This is a genomic window from Marinobacter sp. E2 (genome assembly GCF_055755345.1).
In genome coordinates, this window is record NZ_CM146911.1 from 373,559 (window position 1) to 398,648 (window position 25,090).

The window sequence follows — 25,090 nt, forward strand, 5'->3', positions numbered from 1 at the left end:
GAGGCCGGAAACCGCGGCTCCCTCCCCGGCTGCCCCTTTCTGTTTGGGGAGCTTTCTGGAAAAATAGGCCGCTCATTCTTTGGGCAGCGCCGATGAAACAGACACTGCTATCCCTGAGCAATCTCTCCAAACAATTTGGTGACAGGATTGTGCTCGACGGACTGGATCTGGAGATCTACGACGGCGAGTTCATCACCCTCCTGGGACCGTCCGGTTGCGGTAAAACAACCCTGCTTCGTTTGATGGCCGGCTTCGAACACCCCGATACGGGCCACATCCGTCTGTCCGGGGAAGATCTCACCCACACGGCGCCGGAACACCGGCCGCTGAATACGGTATTCCAGCACTACGCGCTGTTTCCGCACATGTCGGTGTTCGATAACGTGGCCTATGGCCTGAAGATGGAGAAACGTCCGAAAGACGAGATTCGCCAGCGGGTCGACGAAGCGTTGGCGATGGTTCAGTTGCAGGACTACGCCCGGCGCAAGCCGCGTCAGCTGTCCGGCGGTCAGCAGCAGCGGGTGGCCATTGCCCGGGCAGTGGTCAAACGGCCACGACTGTTGTTGCTTGATGAGCCGCTGTCCGCCCTGGATTACAAGCTGCGTCGCACCATGCAGGTGGAGCTGAAGCGCCTGCAACGGGAGCTTGGCATTACCTTCGTGTTCGTTACCCACGATCAGGAGGAAGCCCTCTCGATGTCAGACCGGGTGGTGGTGCTAAGGGATGGTCAGGTGCAGCAGCTGGGCACACCCCGGGAGGTCTACGAGCGGCCTGCCAACCTTTTTACCGCACGCTTTGTGGGTGAGACCAATTTCTTTCCTGGCACCGTGGAGTCGGTTGGCGAAGACGCCATTGCCGTGGATGTGCTCGGGTTCAATCGGAACCTCCGTCGGCCGGATTTTCCCGTGCATGCCGGTCAGCGTCTGCACGTTCTGCTGCGACCGGAGGATATCCGGGTGCTGGCGCCCTCGGACCAGCAGGGAGTTGCCGGCCGCATTGTCGAGCGCAACTACAAGGGCAGCACCCTGGACTCGGTGATTCATCTGGACGACGGCACCGAAGTGCTGGCCAGCGAGTTCTTTGACGAAGACGACCCGGCCTTCGACTACCGGCTTGGGGAACCGGTGCGGGTGAGTTGGGTCGAGGGCTGGGAGTGGCTGCTGCCCGAAGAAGACGCACAGGTTGGCACCGAAGAGGACCTTCCGGCCGATGCATAGTGTGAGACAGCAGCCGTTCAAAACCGCGGTGCTGACCCTGGTCTGGGGCTGGCTGCTGTTCCTGGTGCTGGCGCCCAACCTGCTGGTGGTGGGCGCCAGTGTGATGACCCGGGATCCGGTCTCGTTCCTGTCCCTGCCCCTGAACCTCGACGCCTATCGCCAGCTCTTCGATCCGCTGTACCTGGAGGTGTTCCTGCACTCCCTGTACATGGCGGTGATGACCACCCTCGTGTGCCTTCTGATCGGCTATCCCTTTGCATGGGCCCTGTCCCGGGTAGGCAAGCAGCGGCAGCTGATTCTTATCTTCCTGCTGATCGTGCCTTTCTGGACCAATTCCCTGGTGCGCACCTACGCCCTGAAGCTGATCCTCGCCACTAACGGTTTGCTGAACAATGCCCTGATGTCACTGGGCGTGATCGAAGAGCCGTTGCGCTTGCTCTACACAGAGGGCGCGGTGATCATCGGCCTGGTTTATCTGCTCCTGCCGTTCATGATCCTGCCGCTCTACTCGGTGTTCGAGGACTTAAGAGAAGAGCTGCTGCTGGCGTCCCGGGATCTGGGCGCGGGCCGGTTTGCCACCTTTGTCCACGTGATTGTTCCGCTGACACTGCCCGGGGTGGTGGCCGGTGTCATGCTGGTGTTGCTCCCGGCCATGGGGCTGTTCTTTGTGCCGGATATTCTGGGCGGCTCCCGCAACCTGCTGGTGGGTAATGTGATCAAGAACCAGTTTCTCGATGCCCGCAACTGGCCGTTTGGTGCTGCCGCCAGCATCGTGCTCACCCTCACCATGGCGTTCCTGATGTTCGCCCATCGTTTGAGCAAACGGCGTCTGGGCGAGGAGGGCAGCGAATGACGCGTTGGTTGCCGCGCACTTATCTCGGCCTGGTATACGTGCTGCTGTACGTGCCCATTCTGGTGTTGGTGGTGTTTTCCTTCAACGAATCCCGCACCGGCTATGCCTGGGGCGGGCTCAGCCTGCGCTGGTACGAGGCCCTGTTCAATAACCGGGCCATGGTGACGGCCATGTGGAATTCCCTTTGGCTGGCGCTGTCCGCGGCCACCGTGTCCACGGTGATCGGTGCTCTTACGGCTCTGGCCCTGCATCGGTACCGGTTCCGTGGCAAGAAGCTGCTCAACGGCATGCTGTTCGTGGTGATGATGTCCCCGGAGATTGTTTTGGCCATTTCCCTGCTGGCGCTGTTCCTGCTGGTGGGCGTGCAGCTGGGCTATGTGTCCCTGTTGCTGGCCCACGTGACCTTCTGCCTGCCGTTTGTGGTGATCACCGTGATGGCCCGGCTGAGCGGTTTCGACGAGAGCCTGCCGGAGGCCGCCCGGGATCTCGGGGCTTCCGATTTCGCCATGACCCGCACCGTGCTGCTGCCGGTGATCATGCCGGCTTTACTGGCGGGCTGGCTGCTAGGGTTTACACTGTCTCTCGATGATGTGGTGGTGAGCACCTTCGTGAGTGGCCCGAGCTATGAAATTCTGCCCCTGCGCATCTATTCCATGGTGCGGGTGGGCCTGAAGCCCGAGGTGAATGCCCTGGGTACACTGTTGCTGGTGTTTTCACTGGTTATGCTGATGTTGTCCCAATGGATTCTGATAAGGAGCAAACGATGAAGAAACTGGCACTGGCCGGCATGCTGGCGGTGGGACTGACCGGATGCAGCTCGGAAGAGCCCCAGGTACTCAACCTGTACAACTGGTCCGAATACATGCCCCAGGAAGTCCTGGACCGGTTTACCGAGGAAACCGGCATACCGGTGGTGTACACCACCTATGACAGCAACGAGGCCATGTATGCGCGCCTGAAGCTGCTGGACGACAGTGCCGCATACGACCTGGCGGTGCCCTCCACCTATTACGTCAGCAAGATGCGCCAGGAAGACCTGCTGATGCCCATCGACCGCAGCAAGATTGAGGGCTTCGATGCGCTGGATCCGGAGCTGGTTAACCTGGACATCGACCCGGACAACAAGTTTTCCGTTCCCTACCTCTGGGGCACCACCGGCCTGGCGGTGGATACCGCCGATGTGGAGGGCGAGCCGGTTGACGCCTGGGCAGACCTCTGGGACGAGCGCTTCGAGGGTCGGGTGATGCTCACCAACGACATGCGCGAGGTTTTCCATGTGGGCCTCCGGGTACTGGGCTACTCTGGCAACAGCACCAACCCCGAGGAAATCGAGGCCGCGTACGAGAAGCTGTCCGAGCTAATGCCGTCGGTGCGTACCTTCAATTCCGATGCGCCGCGCATGCCGTATCTGGAAGGCGAGACCGATGTTGGCATGATCTGGAACGGCGAGGCCGTCATGGGTCAGGACACCATGGAAAGCCTGAAGTACGTCTACCCCGAGGAGGGCATCATTGCCTGGCTGGATAGCTTCGTGATTCCGAAGAACGCCAAGAATCCGGAAGCGGCCCACAAGTTCATCAGCTTTGTGCTGCAGCCCGAGATTTCTGCCCTGATCAGCGAGGAAATCGGCTACGCCACGCCCAATCTCGAGGCCCGGGAACTGCTGCCTGATGAGGTGGCCAACAACCGGGCCAGCTACCCCAACGCTACGGACATGATCAACGCCGAGTTCCAGACCGATATCGGCGACGATGCTCTGCAGATCTACGCGAAGTACTGGGAAATGCTGAAGTCCGGTCAGTAAGACCGGCCTGATCCGCCTCCAACATCAGGCCCACGCTCCGTTTCCGGAGGCGGGCCTGTTGTCATTTTACAGTCGCTGTCTACGCTTCTAACCTCAAGTCAGAGGTCATCGTCACCGAATCGTTGGCAGGGAGCTTTCATGAAATACCTGTTTGAAGTGCATGTCCGCGAGGGCCATACCGCGGAAGAGTACGCCGACGCCTGGCTGCGGGCGAGCGAGATTATCCAGCAGGCACCCGGCGCCCGGGGCACCGAGCTGCATCGCAAGATCGGCGACCCCAATACCCTCATTGCCATCGCTTCCTGGGAAAGCAAGGAACACCGGGACGCCATGGAAGGGCAGCACAATCCCGAGGTGGCCGCCATCATCCGCAGCGCGGCGCCCTACGTGGAGATTACACCCATCGGGGAGTTTGAGGATCCGGAATGGGTGGTGAAGCCGCAATGACCGGATCTGAAGGCACTATCCGGGTGTTCTACGACGGCGCCTGCCCCAGCTGCCGTCGAGACCGGCGCCAGTATGAGAAGCTCGCGGGTCGCGCGGCCGATCAGGTGGAGTGGGTTGATATCACGGGCCGGGACGAAGAACTCAAGGCCCGGGGCATCGACCCGGCAATGGCGCTTAAGGAGCTTCACGTGGAGGATCCGCAAGGCCGTATCCACAGCGAACTGGATGCCTATATTCTCTTGATGTCCCGGGTTCCACTGCTGAAACCGCTGGCCTGGTTGATCGGCCTGCCCATTATCCGATCGGTGTTAAGCCGGATCTATCATCGTATGGTCATGAAACGGCTGCAGAAAACCGGCCGGATGCCCTGAGCAGAGCTCTTGAAAACGATGCTCCTGCGCTATACTCAGAGCATTCCGCCCCTTTGCGCAGGTTCGCCTTAGCCGATGTTCGATTCTCACCTGCTACGCTGTTGTTTGCTGCTGCTTACGGGGCTGATCTTTCCGGGATCTGGCCATGCCGCCTCCCAGGCGGTTGCCGAAGGTTGGGAGTATCGCTGGGGCGATTCACCGTTCAACACCGAGGGTGTCCCGGAATGGGTGCTGGAGGATGCCCCTGACCAATGGCACCGTATTGGTTTCCCGTCCAACCCGCCAGACCGCAACGGGCGGGAGAATGTCTGGTTCCGGGTAACCCTGCCGGAAGGCGAATGGCAGGCGCCGGTGCTCTACATCTTCAGTGTCGATCTGATTGTCCAGGTGTGGGCGGAAGGTGAGAAGATCTACCAGTACGGAACCTTCGACGCCCAGGGCCGCGGCCGCTTCGAGGGCTGGCCCTGGCATGAGGTTCTCCTGCCGTCGGGGTACGAGGGCAAACCCGTCTATTTCCGCATTTTTTCGAACTATACCGACATTGGTCTGTGGGGCGAGGTTGCCATCATGGACCACCAGGATCTGGTGCTTTACATCCTCAGCAATTCCCTCGAAGCGCTGGTGATTGCCGGCTTCACCCTGTTGATCGGCATACTGGCGCTGATTTTTTCTCTGCTGCAGTCGGAGAAGAAGACCTTCGCCAGTATTTCACTGTTCACCCTGGCGTCCGCCCTGATGCTGGTCTCGGAAAGCCAGGCCAGCCTGTTGATCGCCTATCGGCCCCTGATGTGGGATTACCTGGCCGCCGGTTCCTACTTCATGTTGCCGGTGGCCCTGGCGCTGTTGCTGGAGCAGTGGCTGATCAACCATCGCCCCAGGCTCATCAACCGGATCTGGAAGATCCATCTGGCGTATCTGATTGGCGCAATTGGAGGGGCCCTGCTGGGCCTGTTCAACCTGTCCTCGACCTTCCCTGTATTCGATGCCCTGTTCCTGGTGTCGATTAGCGTGATTGTGGCGGTGGTGCTGCGCCGGATCCGGGTGATGCTGCGGGAACAGCAGATCCTGTTGCTGGCGTTCGGGGTGTTCTGTGCCCTGCTGATCCTCGACATGGCGGTGGCCCATGGCGTACTGCCCTGGAGTCGGGTGCCGGTCAGCTGGGGTATGCTTCTGTTCTCGCTGGCCGTCGTTATGATTGCGCTCTGGCATTACGCCGGCACCCAGCAGGCGCTCAAGCGCCTGAACCTGTCTCTGGAAGAACAGGTGGCCGAGCGGACCGCCCGCGCTGAAGGGCTCGCCCGCCGGGAGCAGGCGAGGGTGCGGCTGCTCACCTTTGAAAACCAGAAAAGCCGGGTTGTGACCCGTGTTATCGCCCAACTGCAGGACTGCATCGAGCTGAGACAGGCCCTTGACCTGCTGGCGCGGGTAATGCCGGAAATTTGCAGCCCTTTGCAAGGCGCTTTTTACCTGCGCGGGGCCGACGACCGGTATCCGCGGGTGGCGATCTGGGGTGGCAGAGGGGATGAATCGTTTCCCGCTGTTCTGGACGGTGGCGAGGAGCTGCCCGAACCCTCGGCCCTGCCGGAGGTCCGGCACTGGCACGAAACCGCAGACGGCGCATCGGCGACAGGGCCCTCCCGGCTATGCTTCTGGCTGCCGGTCGAATCCGCCAGCGCGGGCACCGTGATAGAAGGGGTTTTGTTACTGGCCAGCGAAGGCATTTTTGGCCGGTCGAGCGGGGAATACGGCGCAGCGCGCCTGTTTGCAGCGCTTGACCAGTCGATCCAGCGAATTGGTATCACGCTCTCGAGCATCGCCCTGCGTGAAGAACTGCAGAAATTCTCCTACGAGGACTCACTCACGGGGCTGAAGAACAGACGTTACTTCGACCAGCTCTTCGAGCACGAGAGCGCCGTCGCGCAACGAAATAATCTGCCGCTTTCGCTGCTGATCGTCGACATCGACCATTTTAAGCGCTTTAACGACAGCCATGGCCATGAGGCCGGGGATCTGGCGTTGCAGACCGTCGGTCGTGTGCTGGAGCAGCTGTTCCGGGAAAGCGACATCGTTTGCAGGTATGGCGGCGAGGAGTTCGTGGCCGTCATGCCCGGGGCGACCACGGCGGCGGCAACCGAGAAGGCTGAGGAGCTCTGTGCGGCGGTCAGGGCCAGTGTCATCAAATACCGGAACACGGACCTCGGAGCCGTCACCGTGTCCGTGGGGGTGGCCAACTGGCCCGATCTCGGCCAGGAACCTGCCAGCCTCCTGAATCTGGCAGACCAGGCCCTGTATCGTGCGAAAAAAGCCGGCCGCAACCGCGTGGAAGTGGCCCGATAGGCCTCAGACCACCAGTACCGGGCATTTCGCGTGTGAAGCCACCCGGTGGGAGACACTGCCCAGGATCATGCCGTCCTTGTCACTGTGGGTACCACGTGTGCCAACGACAATAAGGTCTGCCTCCTTGTCCTGAGCGAACTTGACGATCACCTTCGACGGCCGGCCACCTTTCACAAATCCCCGCAGCTTGGTGGCCCCGTGTTCCTTGGCCAGTTCCTTGGCGTGGTTGACCACCTCCTTGGCGTATTCCGAGAGAACCTTGTCCGGGATATCCATCTCCTGTGGTCGTCCAATGGACAGCGAGGCCTCAAACAGGCTGTGATGCTTGTAGACGCAGATAATGTAGATCTCTGCGTCGGTCAGTTTCTGCAGTTCGATGGCCTTGTCCAGAGCCCTTAGCGATGTCTTGGAACCGTCAACGGCTACCAGGATCCTCTTGAACATGCTTCTCTCCTTAAGATTCCGGTCCGTTTTGTCAGTCCCTGAAAGCCACATCACGCAGGAACAGGGCGATATCCGGGAATGCGATGATCAGGCCGGCCGCCGCAACCAGTATCAGAATGAACGGCGGTGTGCCCCGGATCACCTCCATGTACGGCCGTTTGAAGATCGCAATCGCGGTGAATATGTCACAGCCAAACGGCGGCGTCGCCGACCCGATGGCGACCTGAAGGGTAATCAGTACACCGATCAGCACCGGGTCCAGGCCCGTTGCCTCAATAGCCGGCGCGAAAATCGGGGTCAGCACCAGGATGACCACGATCGGGTCCACGAACATGCAGGCTATGAAGAAGGCGACACAGATGGTGACCATCACACCCACGGGACCCATGTTGCTGATACCCACCGATTCGAGGATCGACTGGGGAATCTGGGCAAACGAGATGATCCAGGAAAAACCGTTGCCAACGGCCACCAGGATGAACACGACGGCGGTAATAAGACCGGTGGACTTGGCAATCTTGTAGACATCACCCAGCTTCAGGGAACGGAACACGCCAAATTCCAGGAAAAATGCGTACAGAACGCAAACGGCCGCGGCTTCGGTGGGGCTGAAGATGCCGCCGTAGATACCGCCGACGATAATCACCGGGAACATCAAAGGCCAGAGTGCATCGCGCACAGAAATGGCCCGCTGTCCCCAGCTGGATTTTTCCTCGGTGGGCACGTTGTTTCTGTAGGCGTAAATCAGGCAGTAGATCGAGAACATGAACAGGATCATGATGCCGGGCCCGATGCCGGCGATGAACAGTTCGGCGATGGAGGTTTCCGAAATGACCCCGTAGATGATCATGCCGATGCTCGGCGGAATCAGGAACGCGATATCACTCGCGTTGATAATCAGTGCCAGTGTGAAGGGGTCGGAATAACCGGCTTTCAGCATTTTCGGGCGAAGCGGGGAGCCCACCGCAACCACGGTAGCCTGGGTTGAGCCGGAGACAGCGCCAAACAGCGTGCAGGATGTGGCGGTACTGATGGCCAGGCCGCCTTTAACGTGGCCGATAAACGCCATGACCATATTGATCAGCCGGTCAGCTGACTGGCCGCGGGTCATGATGTCCGCTGCCAGAATGAACATGGGAACGGCAATCAGGGAAGCGGGCCGGATGCCCCCCATCATTTGCTGGATAAACGTCCCCATCTGGCCGAAGCCGTCAAACATCATCACAAAGCCGACCACCGCGCCGGTGATCAGCGGAACCATCATCGGGAAGCCCAGCAGCAGCAACCCGATCATGATTATCATCATTATAGTGCCCATGGGTTTCTATCCTTCCTTAAGGTCTGCAGCAGGGTTCAGACTTCTTTCTCGGTATCGGCATAGCCGTCGACCACCCCGGTCGAGAGATACACGTCTTTGCTGGTGAAATTCTTGATCGCAGTCAGAAAGTACTGGATGCCGGTGATGGCGAAACCGACAGGCGCCCAGATGTAAATCCACCAGATCTCAAAACCCAGTGCCGGAAGGATTCGGCCTCGACTGTAGAGGGTCTGGATGTATTCGTAGGAGTGGTAGCAGAGGAAGAACATTATCAGAGACGTGAACAGCGCGATAACGATCATCAGCACCCTGCGTCCCTTGGTAGGGATGGCGTCGTACACTGCCGACATCCGGATGTGTCGACCGTGCCGGGCTGCATAGCCGATGCCCGCAAAGGTGATCAGGATGATCAGGATCCGGTTGATCTCACCGGAGAAAAACAATCCTTCGCCAAACACGTATCGGGCAATAACGTTAACGCAGGTGTTGATCGCCATGAGAATTACGCCCATGGCCAGCATGACCGCCTCTATCTTGCTGATCAGGACATCAATGGTTCCCAGAAACCCGGGCAGGCCGGACTCAAAGGTACCGGTATCGTCTTCTATTTCCGGGGAATTCTCGGACATGGGGTCTGCTCCAGAGCATGTCGCTCCCGACCGGTGGAAAGCCCCGGCGGGGCGGGGTTAAGCACAGCGTCCCGCCGGCTTGCGCCGGCGGGATTGTTTCTGCTTGGTTCAGTCGTTCTGAACTTCTTTCAGGTCTTCCTTGAACTGGTTCAGCAGTTCCTTGCCGCTGTCACCGGTCATCTCGATGAACTTCTCTTCCACCTGCGGCGCGCGGGCCTTGAAGGCTTCGATCTGTTCGTCGTTCAGGCGGGTAACAGTGACTTCATCACTGGCCTTCTTGATCTTCTCAAGCGAGCGCTCGGACAGGCCCTGGATATGCTTGATGATTTCTTCAAAGGCATAATCCGCCGCGTCCTGAATCAGCTTCTGGTCTTCACCGGACAGGCCGTCATAGAAGTCCTTGTTGGCCATCATGGCGGTGGTAAACCAGCCGTGCTTGGTAAAGGTCAGGTGCGGAGATACTTCGTACAGACCACCGGACTCGATCCAGAAGATCGGGTTTTCCTGACCCTGGATCATGTTGGTCTGCAGCGCGCCATAAACCTCGCCCCAGGGCAGGGGAGTCGGTGTTGCACCGAAGGCATCGTAGGTTTCGGACAGAAGCGGGTTGGTCATTACCCGAATCTTCTTGTTGTTGAAATCGGAGGGGCTGGTGATCGGCTCGTTGGCGGTCACTACCATTTCACCTTCCGGGTACATCTTCAACAGTTCCAGACCGTTCTTGGCGTAAAGTTTCGGGAACATTTGATTGATGGCTTCACTTTCCCGGAAGAACTCGATCACCGTGTCCATGTCGGTCGGCATGAGGTAGGGGATAAAGAAGATCTGGGCCTCAGGAATCAGGGCACCGGTGAAACCGGGAGACTGGTTCACGAAATTCAGGATGCCGGCCTGGGTCTGCTCCATGATGTCGTCGGATTCGCCCAGCTCGCCGAAGCGGTATACCTGGATGGTGTGGTCCGAGTTCTCCTCGATGTATTCCTTGAAGTCGTATGCGAACACATCCTGTACGTCGCCTTCATACTCCTCGTGAGCGTACCGCCAGTTGGCGGCATTCACGGAGTTTGCTGCGGTCATGGCCGCGAATGCGAACGCTGAAATTCCGGCCAGTTTCTTGAACTTGCTGATGCTGCTCATCGGGTTTTCTCCGTTCGTTTTTTTGCTGAAATTTATTGTTACATTAATAAAGACTGGCAAAACAAAGTGGTTTTCGCAAGAAAATGGCCAAATCAATCCATTCCGGCGCCGACAAATTTGCCGATTCGCAAGTTCATGAATTCACCGATTTTTCGTATCCAGAAGACAGGTTTCGAGGAACAGGCGGAACTCACTGACCACCCGGTTCAGGCTGTTTTCAAGTCGGTGGCCATCGGGTAAAGCCAGAATCGGGAGCCGTTGGCGACATGCCAGATCAAGCACCGGACCCACCGGCACCACGTCGTCGTCCCAGCCGTGAATGATCTGGCAGTAGCGGGCCCGGATCACCGGGCTGGATTGCGGATAGCGGGCCATGGCCAGGGCCGGTGCCAGCAGGAAGCAGCCCAGCACCGGGGTCTCAGAGCTGGTCTGGGCGCACACCCAGCCCCCCATGCTGGAGCCGGCCAGCACGGTGCGCTCGGGTGCCGCGCCAACGCTGGCCATGGCCTCACGCATCTGGGCGAGGCGGGTGGCCGGATCCTTTGTGGATCGGTGGTCAACGGCGTGGGCACGGACATTCTCAAAGCGTTCGGCCTCGGCCTTCATGGCCTGGTTCTTGGTGCTGCCTGGCCCGCTTTCGAGGCCGTGGGACAGGAAAATATGGGTGGTCGGGTCGGTCATGCCTGGTGTCTCCGGTCGGTTGTCGGGCGGTTCCTGATCATGGGTTACCGATCATGGGTTGGCGAAGCCAGGCTTGTCCAGCACACGTGAGCCAGCAGGGAGCCTCGCTCGTACACAGACAGGACAGAATGACAGGAAGCATGACCATGGCTCTACGATCCTTCTTTCTTTTTATCACGGTTGTTATAGGGGGCGGCCTTGGTGCGCCATCCGTGCTGGCCGACGCGTGTCCGGCGTTTCTGGATCACGAGCAGCGAAGGCTGCATTCCAGCGAGTCGGTGAACCTTTGCGACATCGCCGCGGGCAAGCCCATGCTGGTGGTTAACACCGCGAGTCAGTGTGGCTACACCGGCCAGTTTGCAGGGCTGGAGGCCCTGCACAAGGAGTATGCGGGGCGCGGGCTGGTGGTTGTGGGCTTCGCCAGCGACGATTTCCGACAGGAGGCGGACACCGAGGCGGAGGCCGCCAGGGTTTGCTACAAGAACTTCGGAGTGACCTTCACCATGATTGCCCCCGGTGCAGTAACCGGCCAGGCGGCCAACCCGGTGTTTGCGGAGATTAACCGCCAGAGCCAGCCGCCGCGCTGGAACTTCACCAAGTACGTGCTGAACCGGGAAGGCAAGGTGGTGGAAACCTTCCCGAGCCGCGTGCGGCCTGAGGACCCTGAGTTGATCAGTGCGATTGAATCGGTACTCTGAGCGGGGTTGAGCCCGGCTGACGGCGCGCTCAATCCCGGGTAGCGGCCAAGATATCCAGCGCGTGGCGACGCTTTTCCGGGTCGTGGATGTCGACGGTGAACATCAGCTCTTCCACCTCCACTGACGCCAGAAGGGCCTTGAGCTGCTTGCGCAGGCTGTCGGCATCGCCCAGTACCTGGAGGCTCAGGAAGTCCTGCACGCTTGCCTTTTCGCCGGCGTTCCAGAGCCCGTCCATGGAGGCAACCGGAGGTTTCATCCACAGTGGCTGACCCCGGAACAGCGCCAGGATACGCTGGTAGCTGGTGGTAGCCAGGTATTCGGCTTCCTCCACAGAGTCTGCCGGAATGGCGGGAATGGCCAGCATGGCGTATGGGCGTTCCAGGCGTTCGGATGGCTGGAAATTGTCCCGATAGACTTTCAGCGCTTCGCGATAGAGCCTTGGCGCAAAGTGGCCGGCGAAGGCGTAAGGCAGTCCGCGCATGGCAGCCAGCTGGGCGCTATAAAGGCTGGAGCCCAGCAGCCAGATGGGAACTTCCGTGCCGGCACCGGGGATGGCCTTTACCGGTTGACCGGGCCGCAATGGCCCAAGCAGGGTCTGCAGGCGGGCAACGTCCTCCGGAAACTGCTCCGCGCCGAGGCCGTCGCGTCGTAGCGCGCGTGCGGTGACCGGGTCAGTGCCGGGCGCGCGGCCCAAACCCAGGTCGATGCGGCCGGGATACAGGCTTTCCAGAGTGCCGAACTGTTCGGCAATCACCAGCGGCGGGTGGTTGGGCAGCATGACCCCGCCCGACCCAACCCGGATAGTCCTCGTTTGGCCTGCAATGTGGCCTACCAGAACAGCGGTCGCGGAGCTGCTGATGCCTTCCATGTTGTGATGTTCTGCCAGCCAGAAGCGCTTGAAGCCGAGCTGTTCCCCTCGATGCGCATAGGCGACACTGTTGGCCAGGGTGCTGCCCACGGAATCCCCCTCCCGCACCGAAGCCAGCTCCAGCAGCGAGTAGTCGGGACTTTTGGGTATCGGGCTCTCCGAGCGGGACATAGGACTCTCCGGGCAGGAATGATTGTTGGCAAGAAGCAAACATGGCGTTCACTGGCGCCGGTTTCAAGGCCTGGGGCGTTTGCCGGGGTCGGGCTAGAGGTCGATCACGATGGCAGGGTTCTCGGGCTGGAACCGGCCATTGCAACTGCTGGCGTTTACGTACAGGCAGTCACCGATCCTGTGCTGGCCGTGGCCTTCGTGGATGTGACCAAACACATGCAGTTTCAGGGGGAGGTTGGCCACGCGTTCAGCCAGCGCTTCACAGCCAGGATGAATACTGCCCGAGGGCGATTCAATCCGGTCGAGGATGCCCGCTGGCGGGCCATGGGTAATCAGAACGTCGGTGTCATCCGGAATCTTCGCCCAGCGTTCTGCAATGGCGTCGCCCCGCTCCCGGTTGAACGCCCAGTTGAAGAACACCGGTGTCCAGGGGCTGCCCCAGAATCTCAGGCCCGCCACCTCCAGCGGGCTGTCCTGCAGATAATGGGCGTGGCGCACTCGCGCCCTGGCGTCTGCCGGCTCATCCTGAAAACACCAGTCGTGGTTGCCGGCAATCAGAATCTTGTACCGGTGCGGCAGCTCGGAGAACCACTGGTCGAGGTCTTCCAGCTCTTCCAGTGTTCCCACCCCGAGGCAGTCACCGGCATGGATCAGCAGATCGCCGTCGGGTACCTCTATCTGACGATGCATGCTGTGGGTGTCGGAAATACAGACAATTCTCATGGTGCAGGCCGGCCCGGTGTGTGTTGATTGCGCATTGTTGTTGTTTCTACGATAGCATTGACCGCTGGCTACATCCCCTTACATCCCCACGCTTTTCGAGAGAGGCCATGCGACTGATCCTGAGCCGTAAGGGCTTTGACTCATCCGCCGGCGGTTGTCCCAATCCGGTTCTGCCGGATGGCTCCCTGTGCGTGTTGCCCATCCCGGACCAGGCTTCCCGGATCCGTTACCGGGACGTGATGTTCCAGCAGCGCCGCCTGGACCGGCTGGTGCGGGATCTGACCGGCGGCCGCATTCGGGGCAGTCATGGCGCTCACCTGGATCCGGACCTGATTGCCAGTGCTTACCCCCGGGCCGATGGCTGGCGTCCGTTACTCGGCCAGACCGGCGCTGCCCAGGGGCATCTCCGTAATCAGGGTGTCAGGGCCGGGGACCTGTTCCTGTTCTTCGGCGTTTTTCGCAACGCCGAGATCCACCAGAGACGGTGGCGTTTTGTACCCGGATCGCGACCGTTTCACGCTATCTGGGGTTGGCTGCATGTTGCCGAGGTGCACGCCGTGGACGAACTGCCGACCAGTGCGCTGCCATGGGCAGACTACCATCCTCACCGTCACGGTCGGCCCGATCCTGGCAACACCCTCTACGTGTCGTCGTCTTCCTTTCGATGGCCGAATGGGACTGAGGCCCTGCCCGGCAGTGGGGTTTTTCCAGAACTGCAGGAGGCGCTGGTTCTGACAGATCCCGACAGTCGCCTGCCCACCCGCTGGCGACTGCCGACGGCGTTCTTCCCGCGCGGAGACCGCCCGCCCCTGAGCTACCACAGCCGGGCCGACCGCTGGCTGCTGGCGCCGCCCTGGTGTTACCTGACCTCCGCTGCCCGGGGGCAGGAATTTGTTCTGGACCTGGGCGCCTACCCGGAACTGACAGACTGGCTCACCGGCCTGCTCAGAACTGGCCGTGGCGGCCAGCAGCCTCGGTGAATCGGCGAGCGCCAGGTTCTGTTCTTGGTTTTTCCTGTGGTTATTCGCCTAGAATAGTAGAGCCTGAGGTCGCCAGACCAACCAGTTGACTGATTCCAGCCCCGCCCCCGAGGAGACATACCGTGCAGCAGAGCGACTTCTATGAGAAAGACACGGCACTGGCCCAGTACCTTGAGTTCCATTTCGGTGAGCGCTGGCACGGCGAGGCCAATTTTCCCAAGGCGCTGGCCGACGCGGCCCTGTCGGCCATGGACGGTCGTCCCCTTGAACGAGCGCTGGACATTGGCTGCGCCTGCGGCCGGACCAGCTTCGAGCTGGCCCGGCATTTCCGGCACGTGGACGGCATCGATTATTCCAATGCGTTCGTGGAAAAGTGCCGGGAAGTGGCCCGGGACAGGGAGGTACGCTACGCCCGGCCGGAGGAGGGCGAACTGGTCAGTTACCAGCACCGCACCCTTGCCTCACTTGGGCTGGAGTCGAGCGCTGAACGGGTTTCATTCCATCAAGGCGACGCCTGCGATCTGAAGCCGGAGTTTACCGGCTACGATCTGGTGCTGGCGGGCAACCTGATCGACCGACTCTACCAGCCGTCGCTGTTCCTGGAATCCATCCACGAACGGATCAACGAGTTGGGTTTGCTCGTGATTGCCTCGCCCTACACCTGGCTTGAGGAATACACGCCGAGGGAGCACTGGGTGGGCGGTTTCCTGCAAGACGGCGAGGAAGTGTCCACGTTTGATGGCCTGAAGGCCATGCTGGCGCCGCATTTCCGGCTGTTGTTCGAGCCCTGGAGCCTGCCGTTTGTCATCCGCGAGACCCGCAACAAGTTCCAGCACAGCTTCTCCGAGCTGACCGTCTGGGAAAAGCTGAGCGACCGGAACTGAGGCCCATCCGGGACTATTTCATTTCAAAGCCGCATTTGCGCAGGAATTCACGCATGTGCGGTCGCAATTTGGCGGTGAACAACGGCTTGAGCTGTTCCGACCAGGTTGTGTCCTTGTTGCCGCCGGTGCGGACCCGGTAGTACTCGTTCATGGTCCGGTCGAATCCCGCCACCAGTTCTTCGTCCCGGGCGTTGGCGTAGTAGTCCTGCCGGAGGATGGCTTCCACGGGTAAGCGGGGTTTTATCTCCGGTGTCTGGTCCGGGTAGCCGAGGCACATGCCGAACACCGGGTACACGTGCTCCGGTAACCTCAGAATTTCGCTGACCTCGGCCGGGTTGTTTCGGATGCCTCCGATGTAGCACAGGCCAAGGCCCTCGGACTCGGCTGCGATGGCCACGTTCTGCGCCATCAGGCTGACGTCGATGGTAGCCACCAGTAACTGTTCGGTCATGCCCCGGGTCACCTGGGCCCCGGCCCGCTCGGCGGCGTCCGTGGACCGGCGCATGTCGGCGCAGAACACCAGAAAATCCGCGCATTCGGCAATGTAATCCTGGCCACCGGCCAGCTCCGCGATTCTCCGGCGGTTTTCCGGATCAATCATGTGGATCACGGAATAAGCCTGCACATGATTGGAGCTGGCGGCGCACTGACCGGCCCGGATCAGTTCTCGCAGCAGCTCCGGGGGAATTTTCTGGTCGGTGAATTTACGGATCGAGCGGTGGGATTTGAGCAGTTCGATGGTTGGGTTCATGGGGTTTCGGGTCACCTTCGTGGAATGCGTGATGTCTGTCACAAATATCATACCAAACGCTACAGTTCAGGGGCGCAAGGGGCCGGCTGGGGCTGATAGCCTGCTGGTAATGATAACTTCTGCATGGACTGCCCCACCGCCATGAGCCTGACGATGCACCTGCCAACCTTGCTGGTCACCTCGGTCATGATCAACCTCCTGATCGGCGGCATGCTTTGGGCCATGTACCATCTGAGGCGTCGGGAGCGCTGTTTCCTGTATTGGGCCGTCGCCTGTCTCACCTTTGTCGCAGGCACCGCAATCGCGGTCGCGGAGCGCCTGACCGACTTGCCAGTCGGTACCAGTTTTGTCACCCATCTCCTGCTGGGCCTCTCGCCGTTGCTGCTGTTGGCGGGTATCCACCTGCTAATGGATCTGCCCCCGGCGGGAACACGCGGTTCGGCCAGGATCCTGTACCTGGCCTCTGTGATCTACCTTTTGGGGCTGGCGGTGGGCGCGGGCCTGGACCCTCACGTTGCCCGGTTTCTGACCGCGTTGTATTCAGCGCTCCTGTTCAGTCTGGCGATCTATCGCTTGGGCGCCATTGAACGCAAGCCCCGCCTGCCCCTCGGAATCCTGCAAACGCTTTTTGCCATTCACGGCACCCTGATGATGGCCCAGGTGCTGGTGATCGGGTTGGCCCCTGTGCTTGGCGGACAACTGGACGTGGAAACCCTGCTCAAGCTCATCCTCGTTAATCACCTGCTGCTGGTCAGTGCAACGGCCATGGCGCTGCCGTTACTGGCGTTTACCCGGACCGAGCAGATTCTGGTTGCATTGGCAGAGCAGGACGGACTGACCCAGCTTCTGAACCGCCGCGCCTTTCATCGGGAGGGGGAGCTGGCTTTCAAGCAGGCACGGCAGGGGAGAAATCTGATTACCGTGTTGATGATCGATCTTGATCACTTCAAACAGATCAACGACCGTTGGGGGCATGCTACCGGGGATGAGGTGCTGAGAACCGTGGCCGACCTTCTCACGGCGGAGTTGCGGGATGATGATGTCATCGGCCGGGTGGGCGGTGAGGAGTTTGCCGCCGTGCTACGCAACAATAACCGCGAGGCCGTTGAGTCCGTTGCTGCACGCCTGCTCCAGCGTATTTCGGAGGCAGGCCGGGAAATCAACAACGTGCCGGTGCAGCTGTCGGCGAGTATCGGAGGGGCTACCCTGACTTCCGACCACGATTGCTTCCAGGATGTGCTGGTTAGTGCCGACAGGGCGCTTTATCGGGCCAAGCACAATGGCCGCAACCGCGCTGAATTCGTGCCCTCGCCGATGGGGGCCAGGGCCTGAGATCAAAGCGCTTCCAGCCGCGCGGGGGTTACGCTCAGACGCCCGCGTCTTCTCCCAGCCGGTTGCGCTCCAGATACTGGGTCAGCCCGGCATTGAGCAGCGCCAGGACCAGGAACAGCAGGATACCCTTGGGAACCAGAGCATGAATCTCGGGATTGGGAGCGGTGGAGGCCGTCACCAGGATCAGCCCGAGGATATTGCGGGCCAGGCGCAAGGTCAGGATGGCGCACAGGCCGCCGGATCGGAAAGCAGAGTCTGCCCCCTTCAGAAGCCGATTGAACGCCGGCATCAGGTGCACGGTGTTCAGCAGCAGGATGGAAAAGATCAGTAGCTGTAAAACGCTGTAAATGGTCATAAGCAGAGACTTGTACGTAACACTGCGGCGATAAAAGTGGCGAAATTATCTCCGATCTGCCCCGCTTTTTCCAGATTGACGCTTGACCCGCCCGGGCGTGCGAACCGCAGACATCGTGCTAACCTTCTGAAGACTCAGGTTAAAGGGAGGGTGAGTGGATGGAATACGTCGCTCCGATCAGCAGCGCGGTCATGGCCCTGGTCTGGATTGTTTATTTCCAGCTGTTTTTTCTGCAGTACAAACGGAACAACCGGCCCTACCTGGTGATTCACCACGCCCAGAATGAGAATCCCGATGCCCTGTGTCTGCTGGTGAACATGGGCAAGGAAACCGTGCATGTCCAGTGTGTGCAGGCGGTGCTTCACACCCGGGCCGGTGAAGAAAAGACCATGACCGTCACCGAGTACCGGCGGGTAAGCGCCGACGACGTCAACGTGCACCAGGTGTTGCGGCAGGGCCCGCTGCAGCCGGGCGGCTATCTGGTACTGGGATCGTTTCGCAACATCATCCTGGGGCGCCGGAGCGAAGACAGCGACAGCGATTACCTGTTCGAGGATATCACTGATGTGGAACTGCGGGCGGCGGTGATTCACGGTCCCAGCAAGTACCCGGTGGGCGTGCGTCGAAGCTTCACCCTGCGCCACGAGGGCGGCCCGGAAATCTTCCCCCACAACATTCACAGCGAACAGCTGATCCGTCGGCGGGACCGCCACGAAGTGCGCCACTGGATCGAACAGGAGCTTCAACCGGAGCGGCGCGGACGCTCGGAATCGGACAGCTCCGATCAGTCACAGTAGCGATATCCGTGGTGGTGGCTCACTGTCTGTTCAGGCCCGTGGCGGCCATTGCACTTGCGTTTTCCGGTTTCATTCCTGAGGATGGGTTCCTCTGAGTTATTCATTCCGCAGAGGAGGCAGTCTATGTCATTGAAAGACGAACTGATCAGAAAAGCCGAAACGCAGCTGGAAGAGTGGGAAAAGCAGGCCGATTCCCTGAAAGCCAATGCCAAGGCGAAAGAGGCCGAAGCGGAAAACGAAAAGGCCAGCGCCGATATTCAGCAGAGCGCGTCAGATGCTTTGCGTTCGGTGGAGGACAAGATCTCCGACGGTCGCAAAAAGCTGGATGAGCTCAAGGAAAGCGGTGAAGACAACATCGAATCGGTCCGCAAGCAGCTGTCGGACCTGATCGGGCCAGACGACAAGCGCTAACAACGCTTGCAAAAAACTTAGGGACCGGACAACTCCGATTTGATCCGGATAACGTAGGGCATTACTCGACTGCAATCGCATGATGACTGGCGTGGAGCGCAAACGAGTATGCCCGAAGGTCCCGAAATCCGCCGCATGGTGGACGACATAGAGAATGCCGTCGGCGGCGCAACGGCAGAGGCTGTATTCTTTGCCTTTGATCATTTAAAGGCATTTGAAACTGCCCTGCGTGGCCGACGAGTGGAACGGGTGGAAGCCCGGAGCAAAGCGGTGTTGGTGTTCTTCGAAGGCACCGACGAGGACGGTCCCTGGTGCGTATACAGCCATAACCAGCTTTACGGGAAATGGCGAATCGGCCGGCCGGACCGGGAGCCCAAAACCAGCCGTCAGCTCCGGTTTGCGATCTACGGATCAAAAAAAGCCGCCCGGCTCTACAGCGCCTCCGACATTCAGCTGGTCCGCCCGGATCAGCTAACCGAGGTACCTTACCTTGCCCGGCTTGGGCCGGACCCGCTCAACCAGACAGTCAGTGCAGAACAGCTTTTAACGGTGTTTGACGACCCGCGTTTCCGGGGGCGAAACCTCGGCGGGCTGTTGCTCGACCAGGGGTTTGTGGCTGGCATTGGCAATTACCTGCGCTCGGAAATTCTGTTCGAAGCCCGGCTCTCGCCCTGGGCGAAACCCCGGGACCTGGATACTCAACAGCGCAAAGCCCTGGTCGCGGCCATTCTTAACCTGGTCCAGCGGACCTATCGCCTGAAAGGCATCACCAATCCGCCGGAACGGGCGGAGCGGCTGAAGCGTGCCGGATGGACTTTTGGCCAGCGGCGGCACATGGTGTTCAACCGCGATGGCGAGCGCTGCCACGATTGCGCTTCGCCGCTGGTCAGAACTCTTATGGCCAGTCGCCGACTGTACTACTGTCCTGTTTGTCAGGGCGTGGAAGCTTAGCGGGTCTGCTCGGTACAGGCCCTGGCGAGGCGATCGTGCACCGCCAGCCACTGGTTCTGCGCGGGCGGAAGCTCGATGACAATCCGGTCGACCTTGGCCCGGTCCATTGCGTGCATCGCGGTGTAGAGCATGCGGGCATAGTCTTTCGGATCGGCGCCGAGCCGGATGGCTTCTGACGCACTGTCTCCCGGTGCGGTCTGCCACCAGATCACACCGGTCCTGCCTCCGGCCCTCGCAAACGCGTGCAGACGGTCGGCAAAACGTTCGGTGGCTACGCCAACGGTAGGCGTCACCGGCTGGTAGTGCCGTTTGACGCTGCCCGGCACGGCCTGGCTGGCGCTCTTGCCCGGCGCGAGCGTGAGGCCCAGGCATTGTTCTATATCATTTTGTGAGATCTGCCCGGGCCGGGCAATAACCGGCGTGTCGCCGGTCAGATCGATGATGGTGGACTCGATGCCGACGGAACAGTCGCCGCCATCCAGCACCGCCGCGATCTTTCCGGCAAGACCAGCGAGCACGTGGTCCGCGGAGGTCGGGCTGATCCTGCCATAGGGGTTGGCGGAAGGGGCAACGAGATCGCGGCCCAGCCGTTCCATGGTTGCCAGCGTTGCCGGATGGGCCGGCATCCTGACCGCCACACCGGGATTGCCGCCGGTAATGAAGTCGCTGACGCCGTGCCGTTTTGGCAGCAACAAAGTGAGCGGCCCGGGCCAGAAAGCCTCCATAAGCCGAATGGCGGTGTCTGGCAGGTGCTCAACCCAGAGCCTGATCCGTTCCGGCGCCGGAACGTGCACGATCAGTGGGTGCCCGATGGGCCGCTGCTTGGCTTCGAAGACCTTACGCACCGCCTGCTCGTTGCTGGCATCGGCCGCGAGGCCGTATACCGTTTCGGTCGGCATTGCCACCAGGTGCCCGTTGCGGAGCAGGCTGGCGGCTTGGTCCAGGTCGGCGGAGCGCGTTGCATCCAGCGTGAGGGTGTCAGGCATGGGTCAGCCACTCGTCTTGGTAATATCGTTCAATGGAGGTCTGCTCGTCGTTTATCCGGAACAGGTACAGCCAGTCGTTATCGATCAGCTGCTGCACCACCGGATGCTTCCGGGCGATCTCCGCAATCGCTTCTTTCGGAGCTGCCAGATATACGCTCAGGCGCAGAGGTTCGTGCACCCAGTGTTCGCCATCATGCACCGACTGCAGGGGTAAGCCGATCCGCAGGTCGCCGCCGTTGCCCTCGAACACCCCGATGTGGCCACCCACCACATTATGCAGCACCTTGTTGCCGCTGCCGTAATGCAGGTTATCGGTGACCGACATGAAGTACTGCAGATTGATCCAATGGGTAACCACCATGGGCGCGGTCATGATCAGCTCAAGGGTTTTGAAGCCTTCATCGTCGCGCCAATGGTAGTCGTGCAGGAAGCTTCGCCCCTCCAGATCCAGGCCCCGGGTCGCTGAGCGGGGAGCCACGATGAAGCTCGCGTTGCCGGCCAGGCCCCACTCGGGCCGTACCTCTGACCAGTCCTGGCTGCGCTTTCGGATGGCGCTGTCGACATCCTGCTCGTTGGCGATGCCCAGACGGGTCGCCCGCTCGCGGCGTGCCTGGGCCCCGGCACGGGCGAGGAAGTCCGCGATCTCGCCAGGCACCTCACCGGTGCACTCCACTTCGTCCGTGGTGGTGTTGTGCAGTGCCCCTACGAAACGCGTCCCGGAGGGAATGCTCAGCCCGCGCTCGGCCAGGGCCGCGCGTACGTCCGGGTCGTTCAGAATGCCGGCAAGAACCCGGACATTGACCGAGCCCGTCTGGCCACCACAGGCACCGCAGTCAAGGCCGGCGGCGTGGGGGTTGTTACGTGTGCTGCTGCCGTGTCCGACCAGCAGTACGATGGGGGCAAACCGGTCCGTCAGCGTCATGGCGCGGAGAATTCCCTCCGCCAGTTCCGCCTTTTCCTCGGCGCCCAGCAAAGTGCCATCCTTTCGGATTTCGAACTCGGTCTGGTCCCTGTGTAGCTTGTCGACCGGGTTTTCCGAGGCTTTGCCGAAAAAGGTTTTGCGGACCATGCGCGCGAGACCCGCCAGCCCCATGCTTTCGATAAAGCTGAAACTCGCCGGCCCGGCGTTGGAGAACTGCGACCAGTGAACGTGGTTGGCCAGCGACTGCTGTCGGAAGCTGGACGACGCCTCGACTTCCGAGACTTCCAGCGCCGGAGCAAGCAGGCCGGGCAACTGGGGCCGGGAGAATCCGGTGCCCTTGGGTCGGTAGGAAATGGGCAGCCCGAAGAAACCGGCAAAGCCGAGAGTCTGGATGGCTTTGTCCTGTGCCTCAAGCGCTCGGCGAAAAATTTCCGAGCGTACGTCGATGCAGAAGGCAGCCTGCAGCTTCAGGGGCTGATCATCCGGGACGCCTTCACGGGCAGTCCCGGACAGCAGCTTTTCCGCCAGTCGTGACTGGTACGCTGCTTCCGCCTCGGTCTGATGGTGCCAGCCGGCAATCTGGGACTGCTCATGGGTATGCAGCATTTCTGGCCACTCTTGCCATTGCCTGAGCCAGTGACGTTTCAGCTCGGCGAAGATCGCGCCGCCACCATGCTGAACGTGTCGCCAGATCGCCAGCTCCCAGGCGAGGCGGATGGCCAGCAGTCCCGGCATGAGGTCTTCCTCGCTGCCACGGAGCCTGGCCTGCCAGCGCAGATAGGCGGCCCAGGAGGACCAGCCGTTGATGTCCAGCAGCAGGGCATGGGCGTAGTCCGGGGCGTGGTCGGGCTGTGCGGCCAGGGCGTTGAAGCCATCGGTGATCAGTTTTTCATACCGATCGGGCAGAACCTGGAACTGCGAGGGCAGTGAGGGCTCCCCCATAACAATGGCAATGCCCCGATCCGCCCGCGTCATCTGCAGCCAGCTGTAATAAAGATCCTGGGCATCGGCCTGGAAGTCACCGGCGTCGAGGCGCTGGAAGTAGTCGCCGCAGAACTGGCTGATCTGGTGCACCACCTCATCCTGCCAGCCGACCTGGTGCGCGGTGTCACGATTGCGATCCAGCTGGGCACTGAGGTTCTGCCAGTGCTCGGGCATGTGGGCGGTCTCGGCCGACGCCGGGGTGTCGCCCAGGCTGTGGAGCGCCGCATGATTCTGGCAGCAGGTGCCATTCAGCGCCGCCATGCGCGAGGCAACCCCGGCAAACGGCTGGTCGCGCATTTCCCAGAGGGGATTGACCGCGATCATCTGATCCAGGGGCCAGGACGGCGAGATGCGGTCGCAGGCTTCAGTGACCGCAGCATACCAGTCCGGGGTGCTGCTGTGTTGCTCAGAAGACTCAGTCGTTTGGGTGGTAAGCATCAGGCAGACTCCCTGGAACCAGAGGGTGAAGAGACGGTGACAACGGGCCTTGGCCGCACCACGTCAGGCAGTTTGGCCGGCCAGATTTTCAGGGTCAGGCGAGTGGACCACTCATCCAGGTAACCGGCCGCGAAGAGGAACCGGTAGAGCCGTGCACCGGCTGGAGAGAAACGGTGATAGCGGATCTGGTAGTAGCCGAGTACGAGAACCCCGAAGAGCACGCCGACAAAGACAAGCTCAAGCACGCTGGTCGGGTTTTTCGGCGGTGCCAGCATCAGGTTGAAAAAGGTTTTCTGGAGCCAGTAGAGAGCCCAGAAGGCGGCGCCGATGAAGAGCCCTCTCGCCTTGTTAAGAACACCACCGCCGGCGGAGAAGAATTCCGAGAACAGAATGACCAGCGCGATCCCCGGAACAAGCCAGGAGAAATGATGAGCGGCACCCGATCCGGGGGAGAGGAGCATCGTTGGCACAACAAACAGTCCTGCCAGGCAGGTCGCCGCCAGCCACTTTTTGCCATCCGGTTGGTTTACCGTAACCAGGCGCTTTTTCATCGACAGCTCCACGGTATTCCCGGCGTTGAGGAAGGTGTGCGCCTTGTAGGCGGAGTGAGCCACCAGGTGCAGCAGCGCCAGCTCGTAGAGGCCCAGCGCGCACTCCACGAGCATCCAGCCCATCTGGGAGCAGGTGGACCAGGCCAGTCGGACCTTGATGGAAATACGCGTCATCATCACCAGGCTGGCAAACACCGCGGTGGGGCCGGCCACCAGAAGGAGCAGCCACTGGGCCGCGCTGACCTGGGAAATCAGCGGTGCCATCAGGATCATCAGGAACCCGCCAAGGTTGACCACGCCCGCATGCAGCAGAGCAGACACCGGAGTGGGTGATTCCACCACTTGGATAAGCCAGCCATGGAACGGTATCTGGGCACATTTGAGCAGGGCGGCCACCGCCATAAGAATGGCCGCGGCCTGCGTTCCCGGGGAAACGTCCGCGTCTGCGGAAACCCGGGCCAGAATCTGATCGACCAGCAGCGTATCGTACTGGATGTAGAGCAGAACGAAGGCGATGCCGAGGCACAGCTCGGCGAGTCTCGCGAAGATGAATTTCTTGTGGGCGGCCAGGGCGGCACGGGGGCGATCCGGAAAGAACATCAGCAACTGGTGCAGGCTCACACTGATGGCGACCCAGCTGACAAGAAACATCACCAGATGGTTGGTGATGGCAATCACAGAGACGCTTGCGAGAATCACCTGGAGCCAGACCATGAAGCGGCGCTGCCCGGGATCCCCCGCCAGGTACCTTTCGGAAAACTGCCCGAGCACCATACCCAGCAGGGTGATCAGCAGCAACATGATGAAGGCCAGGGGAGCCTGGCTCAGCCAGGTTGCCGATACCGGCCACCAAACGCTGCCGATGGCCGCAACCAGCGCGAAGGCGAACGCCAGTCTGAAGACGGCCGACCGTATCAGCACACTCGCCCTCTGGCCTGATCTCGCGGTAGCGAAAGCGCCGATGCCGTACGACAGCGGTACCAGGAGCAAGAGCAAGGGTTCGATGTGCTGGATATCGAACATGAAGGACCCCGTAATCAGCGATAAGTG

26 protein-coding genes are annotated in these 25,090 nt (G+C 60.7%); 14 read left to right on the top strand and 12 right to left on the bottom strand.

The genetic code is table 11. The annotated features are described in order from the left end of the window. The first annotated feature begins 92 nt into the window (after nt 1-92). The 7 genes from potA to AC0J1C_RS01625 all read left to right on the top strand — a co-directional run bounded on the left by potA (nt 93) and on the right by AC0J1C_RS01625 (nt 7,029). On the top strand, nt 93-1,217 hold the full coding sequence (potA, locus tag AC0J1C_RS01595) for a spermidine/putrescine ABC transporter ATP-binding protein PotA (protein WP_473045333.1): 1,125 nt from the start codon (nt 93-95) through the stop codon (nt 1,215-1,217). Beyond that, a complete protein-coding gene (potB, locus tag AC0J1C_RS01600) occupies nt 1,210-2,070 on the top strand; it encodes a spermidine/putrescine ABC transporter permease PotB (protein ID WP_473045335.1) in 861 nt (286 codons plus the stop codon). The genes potA and potB overlap by 8 nt, the downstream gene beginning before the upstream one ends. Further along, nucleotides 2,067-2,837: a spermidine/putrescine ABC transporter permease PotC gene (gene potC, locus AC0J1C_RS01605; RefSeq protein ID WP_473045336.1), complete on the top strand. Its 771-nt coding sequence runs from the start codon at nt 2,067-2,069 to the stop codon at nt 2,835-2,837. The genes potB and potC overlap by 4 nt, the downstream gene beginning before the upstream one ends. Beyond that, nucleotides 2,834-3,874, top strand: coding sequence for an extracellular solute-binding protein (locus AC0J1C_RS01610; RefSeq protein WP_473045337.1), 1,041 nt, complete (start codon nt 2,834-2,836; stop codon nt 3,872-3,874). The genes potC and AC0J1C_RS01610 overlap by 4 nt, the downstream gene beginning before the upstream one ends. Nucleotides 3,875-4,012: 138 nt before the next feature. Continuing rightward, nucleotides 4,013-4,321 carry an antibiotic biosynthesis monooxygenase family protein gene (locus AC0J1C_RS01615; protein WP_091990047.1) on the top strand — a complete coding sequence of 103 codons (309 nt, stop codon included), beginning with the start codon at nt 4,013-4,015 and terminating at the stop codon, nt 4,319-4,321. Further along, the gene (locus AC0J1C_RS01620) at nt 4,318-4,692 is read left to right on the top strand and encodes a thiol-disulfide oxidoreductase DCC family protein (protein ID WP_091990050.1); all 375 of its coding nucleotides are present in this window, start codon (nt 4,318-4,320) and stop codon (nt 4,690-4,692) included. Before AC0J1C_RS01615 ends, AC0J1C_RS01620 begins: the two co-directional genes overlap by 4 nt. Nucleotides 4,693-4,767: 75 nt before the next feature. After that, on the top strand, nt 4,768-7,029 hold the full coding sequence (locus tag AC0J1C_RS01625; RefSeq protein WP_473045339.1) for a GGDEF domain-containing protein: 2,262 nt from the start codon (nt 4,768-4,770) through the stop codon (nt 7,027-7,029). 3 nt (nt 7,030-7,032) lie between these two features. Here the strand turns inward: AC0J1C_RS01625 and AC0J1C_RS01630 are convergent, their stop codons facing one another. The 5 genes from AC0J1C_RS01630 to AC0J1C_RS01650 all read right to left on the bottom strand — a co-directional run bounded on the left by AC0J1C_RS01630 (nt 7,033) and on the right by AC0J1C_RS01650 (nt 11,238). Next, nucleotides 7,033-7,473, bottom strand: coding sequence for a universal stress protein (locus AC0J1C_RS01630; protein ID WP_375191464.1), 441 nt, complete (start codon nt 7,471-7,473; stop codon nt 7,033-7,035). Nucleotides 7,474-7,504: 31 nt separating this feature from the next. Next, complete coding sequence (locus AC0J1C_RS01635; protein ID WP_473045341.1) at nt 7,505-8,791, bottom strand: TRAP transporter large permease; 1,287 nt, start codon at nt 8,789-8,791, stop codon at nt 7,505-7,507. 35 nt (nt 8,792-8,826) lie between these two features. Beyond that, nucleotides 8,827-9,420, bottom strand: a complete 594-nt coding sequence (locus tag AC0J1C_RS01640) for a TRAP transporter small permease (protein ID WP_375191466.1) — start codon at nt 9,418-9,420, stop codon at nt 8,827-8,829. Between the two features lie 108 nt (nt 9,421-9,528). Next, the gene (locus AC0J1C_RS01645) at nt 9,529-10,557 is read right to left on the bottom strand and encodes a TRAP transporter substrate-binding protein (RefSeq protein WP_473045343.1); all 1,029 of its coding nucleotides are present in this window, start codon (nt 10,555-10,557) and stop codon (nt 9,529-9,531) included. 141 nt (nt 10,558-10,698) lie between these two features. Next, nucleotides 10,699-11,238, bottom strand: a complete 540-nt coding sequence (locus AC0J1C_RS01650) for a YqiA/YcfP family alpha/beta fold hydrolase (RefSeq protein ID WP_473045345.1) — start codon at nt 11,236-11,238, stop codon at nt 10,699-10,701. A 146-nt stretch (nt 11,239-11,384) separates the two neighbouring features. On the opposite strand from AC0J1C_RS01650, the gene AC0J1C_RS01655 reads away from it, so the two are divergent. Next, nucleotides 11,385-11,936, top strand: a complete 552-nt coding sequence (locus AC0J1C_RS01655) for a glutathione peroxidase (RefSeq protein WP_473045347.1) — start codon at nt 11,385-11,387, stop codon at nt 11,934-11,936. 28 nt (nt 11,937-11,964) lie between these two features. Here AC0J1C_RS01655 and AC0J1C_RS01660 read toward each other — a convergent pair whose 3' ends face one another. Next, nucleotides 11,965-12,975, bottom strand: a complete 1,011-nt coding sequence (locus AC0J1C_RS01660; protein ID WP_473045349.1) for an LLM class flavin-dependent oxidoreductase — start codon at nt 12,973-12,975, stop codon at nt 11,965-11,967. 93 nt (nt 12,976-13,068) lie between these two features. Continuing rightward, complete coding sequence (locus AC0J1C_RS01665) at nt 13,069-13,698, bottom strand: metallophosphatase domain-containing protein (RefSeq protein WP_473045351.1); 630 nt, start codon at nt 13,696-13,698, stop codon at nt 13,069-13,071. Between the two features lie 107 nt (nt 13,699-13,805). Between AC0J1C_RS01665 and AC0J1C_RS01670 the strand changes: the two genes are divergently transcribed. Further along, nucleotides 13,806-14,678, top strand: coding sequence for an Nmad3 family putative nucleotide modification protein (locus tag AC0J1C_RS01670; RefSeq protein WP_473045352.1), 873 nt, complete (start codon nt 13,806-13,808; stop codon nt 14,676-14,678). A gap of 122 nt (nt 14,679-14,800) precedes the next feature. Continuing rightward, the gene (locus AC0J1C_RS01675; protein WP_473045353.1) at nt 14,801-15,562 is read left to right on the top strand and encodes a putative 4-mercaptohistidine N1-methyltransferase; all 762 of its coding nucleotides are present in this window, start codon (nt 14,801-14,803) and stop codon (nt 15,560-15,562) included. Between the two features lie 13 nt (nt 15,563-15,575). Here the strand turns inward: AC0J1C_RS01675 and nfsA are convergent, their stop codons facing one another. Next, nucleotides 15,576-16,313 (bottom strand): oxygen-insensitive NADPH nitroreductase, encoded by a 738-nt coding sequence (gene nfsA / locus AC0J1C_RS01680; protein WP_473045354.1) that lies wholly within the window; start codon nt 16,311-16,313, stop codon nt 15,576-15,578. A 123-nt stretch (nt 16,314-16,436) separates the two neighbouring features. Here nfsA and AC0J1C_RS01685 point away from each other — a divergent pair, with 123 nt between their 5' ends. Further along, the gene (locus AC0J1C_RS01685) at nt 16,437-17,645 is read left to right on the top strand and encodes a GGDEF domain-containing protein (RefSeq protein WP_473045356.1); all 1,209 of its coding nucleotides are present in this window, start codon (nt 16,437-16,439) and stop codon (nt 17,643-17,645) included. Between the two features lie 34 nt (nt 17,646-17,679). Here the strand turns inward: AC0J1C_RS01685 and AC0J1C_RS01690 are convergent, their stop codons facing one another. Further along, nucleotides 17,680-18,000: a hypothetical protein gene (locus AC0J1C_RS01690; RefSeq protein ID WP_473045357.1), complete on the bottom strand. Its 321-nt coding sequence runs from the start codon at nt 17,998-18,000 to the stop codon at nt 17,680-17,682. A 158-nt stretch (nt 18,001-18,158) separates the two neighbouring features. Between AC0J1C_RS01690 and AC0J1C_RS01695 the strand changes: the two genes are divergently transcribed. The 3 genes from AC0J1C_RS01695 (at nt 18,159) to nei (ending at nt 20,159) form a co-directional block, all read left to right on the top strand. Beyond that, the gene (locus AC0J1C_RS01695) at nt 18,159-18,797 is read left to right on the top strand and encodes a hypothetical protein (protein WP_473045358.1); all 639 of its coding nucleotides are present in this window, start codon (nt 18,159-18,161) and stop codon (nt 18,795-18,797) included. A 123-nt stretch (nt 18,798-18,920) separates the two neighbouring features. Next, entirely contained in the window at nt 18,921-19,208 is a 288-nt protein-coding gene (locus tag AC0J1C_RS01700) for a hypothetical protein (protein ID WP_375191476.1), read from the top strand. A gap of 108 nt (nt 19,209-19,316) precedes the next feature. Next, nucleotides 19,317-20,159, top strand: coding sequence for an endonuclease VIII (nei, locus tag AC0J1C_RS01705; RefSeq protein ID WP_473045360.1), 843 nt, complete (start codon nt 19,317-19,319; stop codon nt 20,157-20,159). On the opposite strand, the gene AC0J1C_RS01710 is transcribed toward nei, so the two are convergent. The 3 genes from AC0J1C_RS01710 to AC0J1C_RS01720 are packed head-to-tail and all read right to left on the bottom strand — an operon-like array spanning nt 20,156 to nt 25,063. After that, nucleotides 20,156-21,145: an L-threonylcarbamoyladenylate synthase gene (locus AC0J1C_RS01710; protein ID WP_473045361.1), complete on the bottom strand. Its 990-nt coding sequence runs from the start codon at nt 21,143-21,145 to the stop codon at nt 20,156-20,158. The genes nei and AC0J1C_RS01710 overlap by 4 nt on opposite strands. Then, entirely contained in the window at nt 21,138-23,489 is a 2,352-nt protein-coding gene (locus AC0J1C_RS01715) for a YbcC family protein (protein ID WP_473045362.1), read from the bottom strand. The genes AC0J1C_RS01710 and AC0J1C_RS01715 overlap by 8 nt, the downstream gene beginning before the upstream one ends. After that, on the bottom strand, nt 23,489-25,063 hold the full coding sequence (locus tag AC0J1C_RS01720; RefSeq protein ID WP_473045363.1) for an NADH-quinone oxidoreductase subunit L: 1,575 nt from the start codon (nt 25,061-25,063) through the stop codon (nt 23,489-23,491). The genes AC0J1C_RS01715 and AC0J1C_RS01720 overlap by 1 nt, the downstream gene beginning before the upstream one ends. Between the last annotated feature and the right edge of the window lie 27 nt (nt 25,064-25,090).

Coding starts and splice junctions, on each gene's coding strand:
- potB (WP_473045335.1), top strand. CDS start 1,210: ATGCATAGTGTGAGACAGCAGCCGTTCAAAACCGCGGTGCTGACCCTG.
- AC0J1C_RS01650 (WP_473045345.1), bottom strand. CDS start 11,238: ATGACCGACCCGACCACCCATATTTTCCTGTCCCACGGCCTCGAAAGC.
- AC0J1C_RS01695 (WP_473045358.1), top strand. CDS start 18,159: ATGGAATACGTCGCTCCGATCAGCAGCGCGGTCATGGCCCTGGTCTGG.
- AC0J1C_RS01660 (WP_473045349.1), bottom strand. CDS start 12,975: ATGTCCCGCTCGGAGAGCCCGATACCCAAAAGTCCCGACTACTCGCTG.
- AC0J1C_RS01620 (WP_091990050.1), top strand. CDS start 4,318: ATGACCGGATCTGAAGGCACTATCCGGGTGTTCTACGACGGCGCCTGC.
- AC0J1C_RS01685 (WP_473045356.1), top strand. CDS start 16,437: ATGGACTGCCCCACCGCCATGAGCCTGACGATGCACCTGCCAACCTTG.
- AC0J1C_RS01615 (WP_091990047.1), top strand. CDS start 4,013: ATGAAATACCTGTTTGAAGTGCATGTCCGCGAGGGCCATACCGCGGAA.
- AC0J1C_RS01710 (WP_473045361.1), bottom strand. CDS start 21,145: ATGCCTGACACCCTCACGCTGGATGCAACGCGCTCCGCCGACCTGGAC.
- AC0J1C_RS01635 (WP_473045341.1), bottom strand. CDS start 8,791: ATGGGCACTATAATGATGATAATCATGATCGGGTTGCTGCTGCTGGGC.
- nfsA (WP_473045354.1), bottom strand. CDS start 16,313: ATGAACCCAACCATCGAACTGCTCAAATCCCACCGCTCGATCCGTAAA.
- AC0J1C_RS01655 (WP_473045347.1), top strand. CDS start 11,385: ATGGCTCTACGATCCTTCTTTCTTTTTATCACGGTTGTTATAGGGGGC.
- potC (WP_473045336.1), top strand. CDS start 2,067: ATGACGCGTTGGTTGCCGCGCACTTATCTCGGCCTGGTATACGTGCTG.
- potA (WP_473045333.1), top strand. CDS start 93: ATGAAACAGACACTGCTATCCCTGAGCAATCTCTCCAAACAATTTGGT.
- AC0J1C_RS01670 (WP_473045352.1), top strand. CDS start 13,806: ATGCGACTGATCCTGAGCCGTAAGGGCTTTGACTCATCCGCCGGCGGT.
- AC0J1C_RS01645 (WP_473045343.1), bottom strand. CDS start 10,557: ATGAGCAGCATCAGCAAGTTCAAGAAACTGGCCGGAATTTCAGCGTTC.
- AC0J1C_RS01640 (WP_375191466.1), bottom strand. CDS start 9,420: ATGTCCGAGAATTCCCCGGAAATAGAAGACGATACCGGTACCTTTGAG.
- AC0J1C_RS01715 (WP_473045362.1), bottom strand. CDS start 23,489: ATGCTTACCACCCAAACGACTGAGTCTTCTGAGCAACACAGCAGCACC.
- AC0J1C_RS01630 (WP_375191464.1), bottom strand. CDS start 7,473: ATGTTCAAGAGGATCCTGGTAGCCGTTGACGGTTCCAAGACATCGCTA.
- AC0J1C_RS01610 (WP_473045337.1), top strand. CDS start 2,834: ATGAAGAAACTGGCACTGGCCGGCATGCTGGCGGTGGGACTGACCGGA.
- AC0J1C_RS01700 (WP_375191476.1), top strand. CDS start 18,921: ATGTCATTGAAAGACGAACTGATCAGAAAAGCCGAAACGCAGCTGGAA.
- AC0J1C_RS01665 (WP_473045351.1), bottom strand. CDS start 13,698: ATGAGAATTGTCTGTATTTCCGACACCCACAGCATGCATCGTCAGATA.
- AC0J1C_RS01720 (WP_473045363.1), bottom strand. CDS start 25,063: ATGTTCGATATCCAGCACATCGAACCCTTGCTCTTGCTCCTGGTACCG.
- AC0J1C_RS01690 (WP_473045357.1), bottom strand. CDS start 18,000: ATGACCATTTACAGCGTTTTACAGCTACTGATCTTTTCCATCCTGCTG.
- nei (WP_473045360.1), top strand. CDS start 19,317: ATGCCCGAAGGTCCCGAAATCCGCCGCATGGTGGACGACATAGAGAAT.
- AC0J1C_RS01625 (WP_473045339.1), top strand. CDS start 4,768: ATGTTCGATTCTCACCTGCTACGCTGTTGTTTGCTGCTGCTTACGGGG.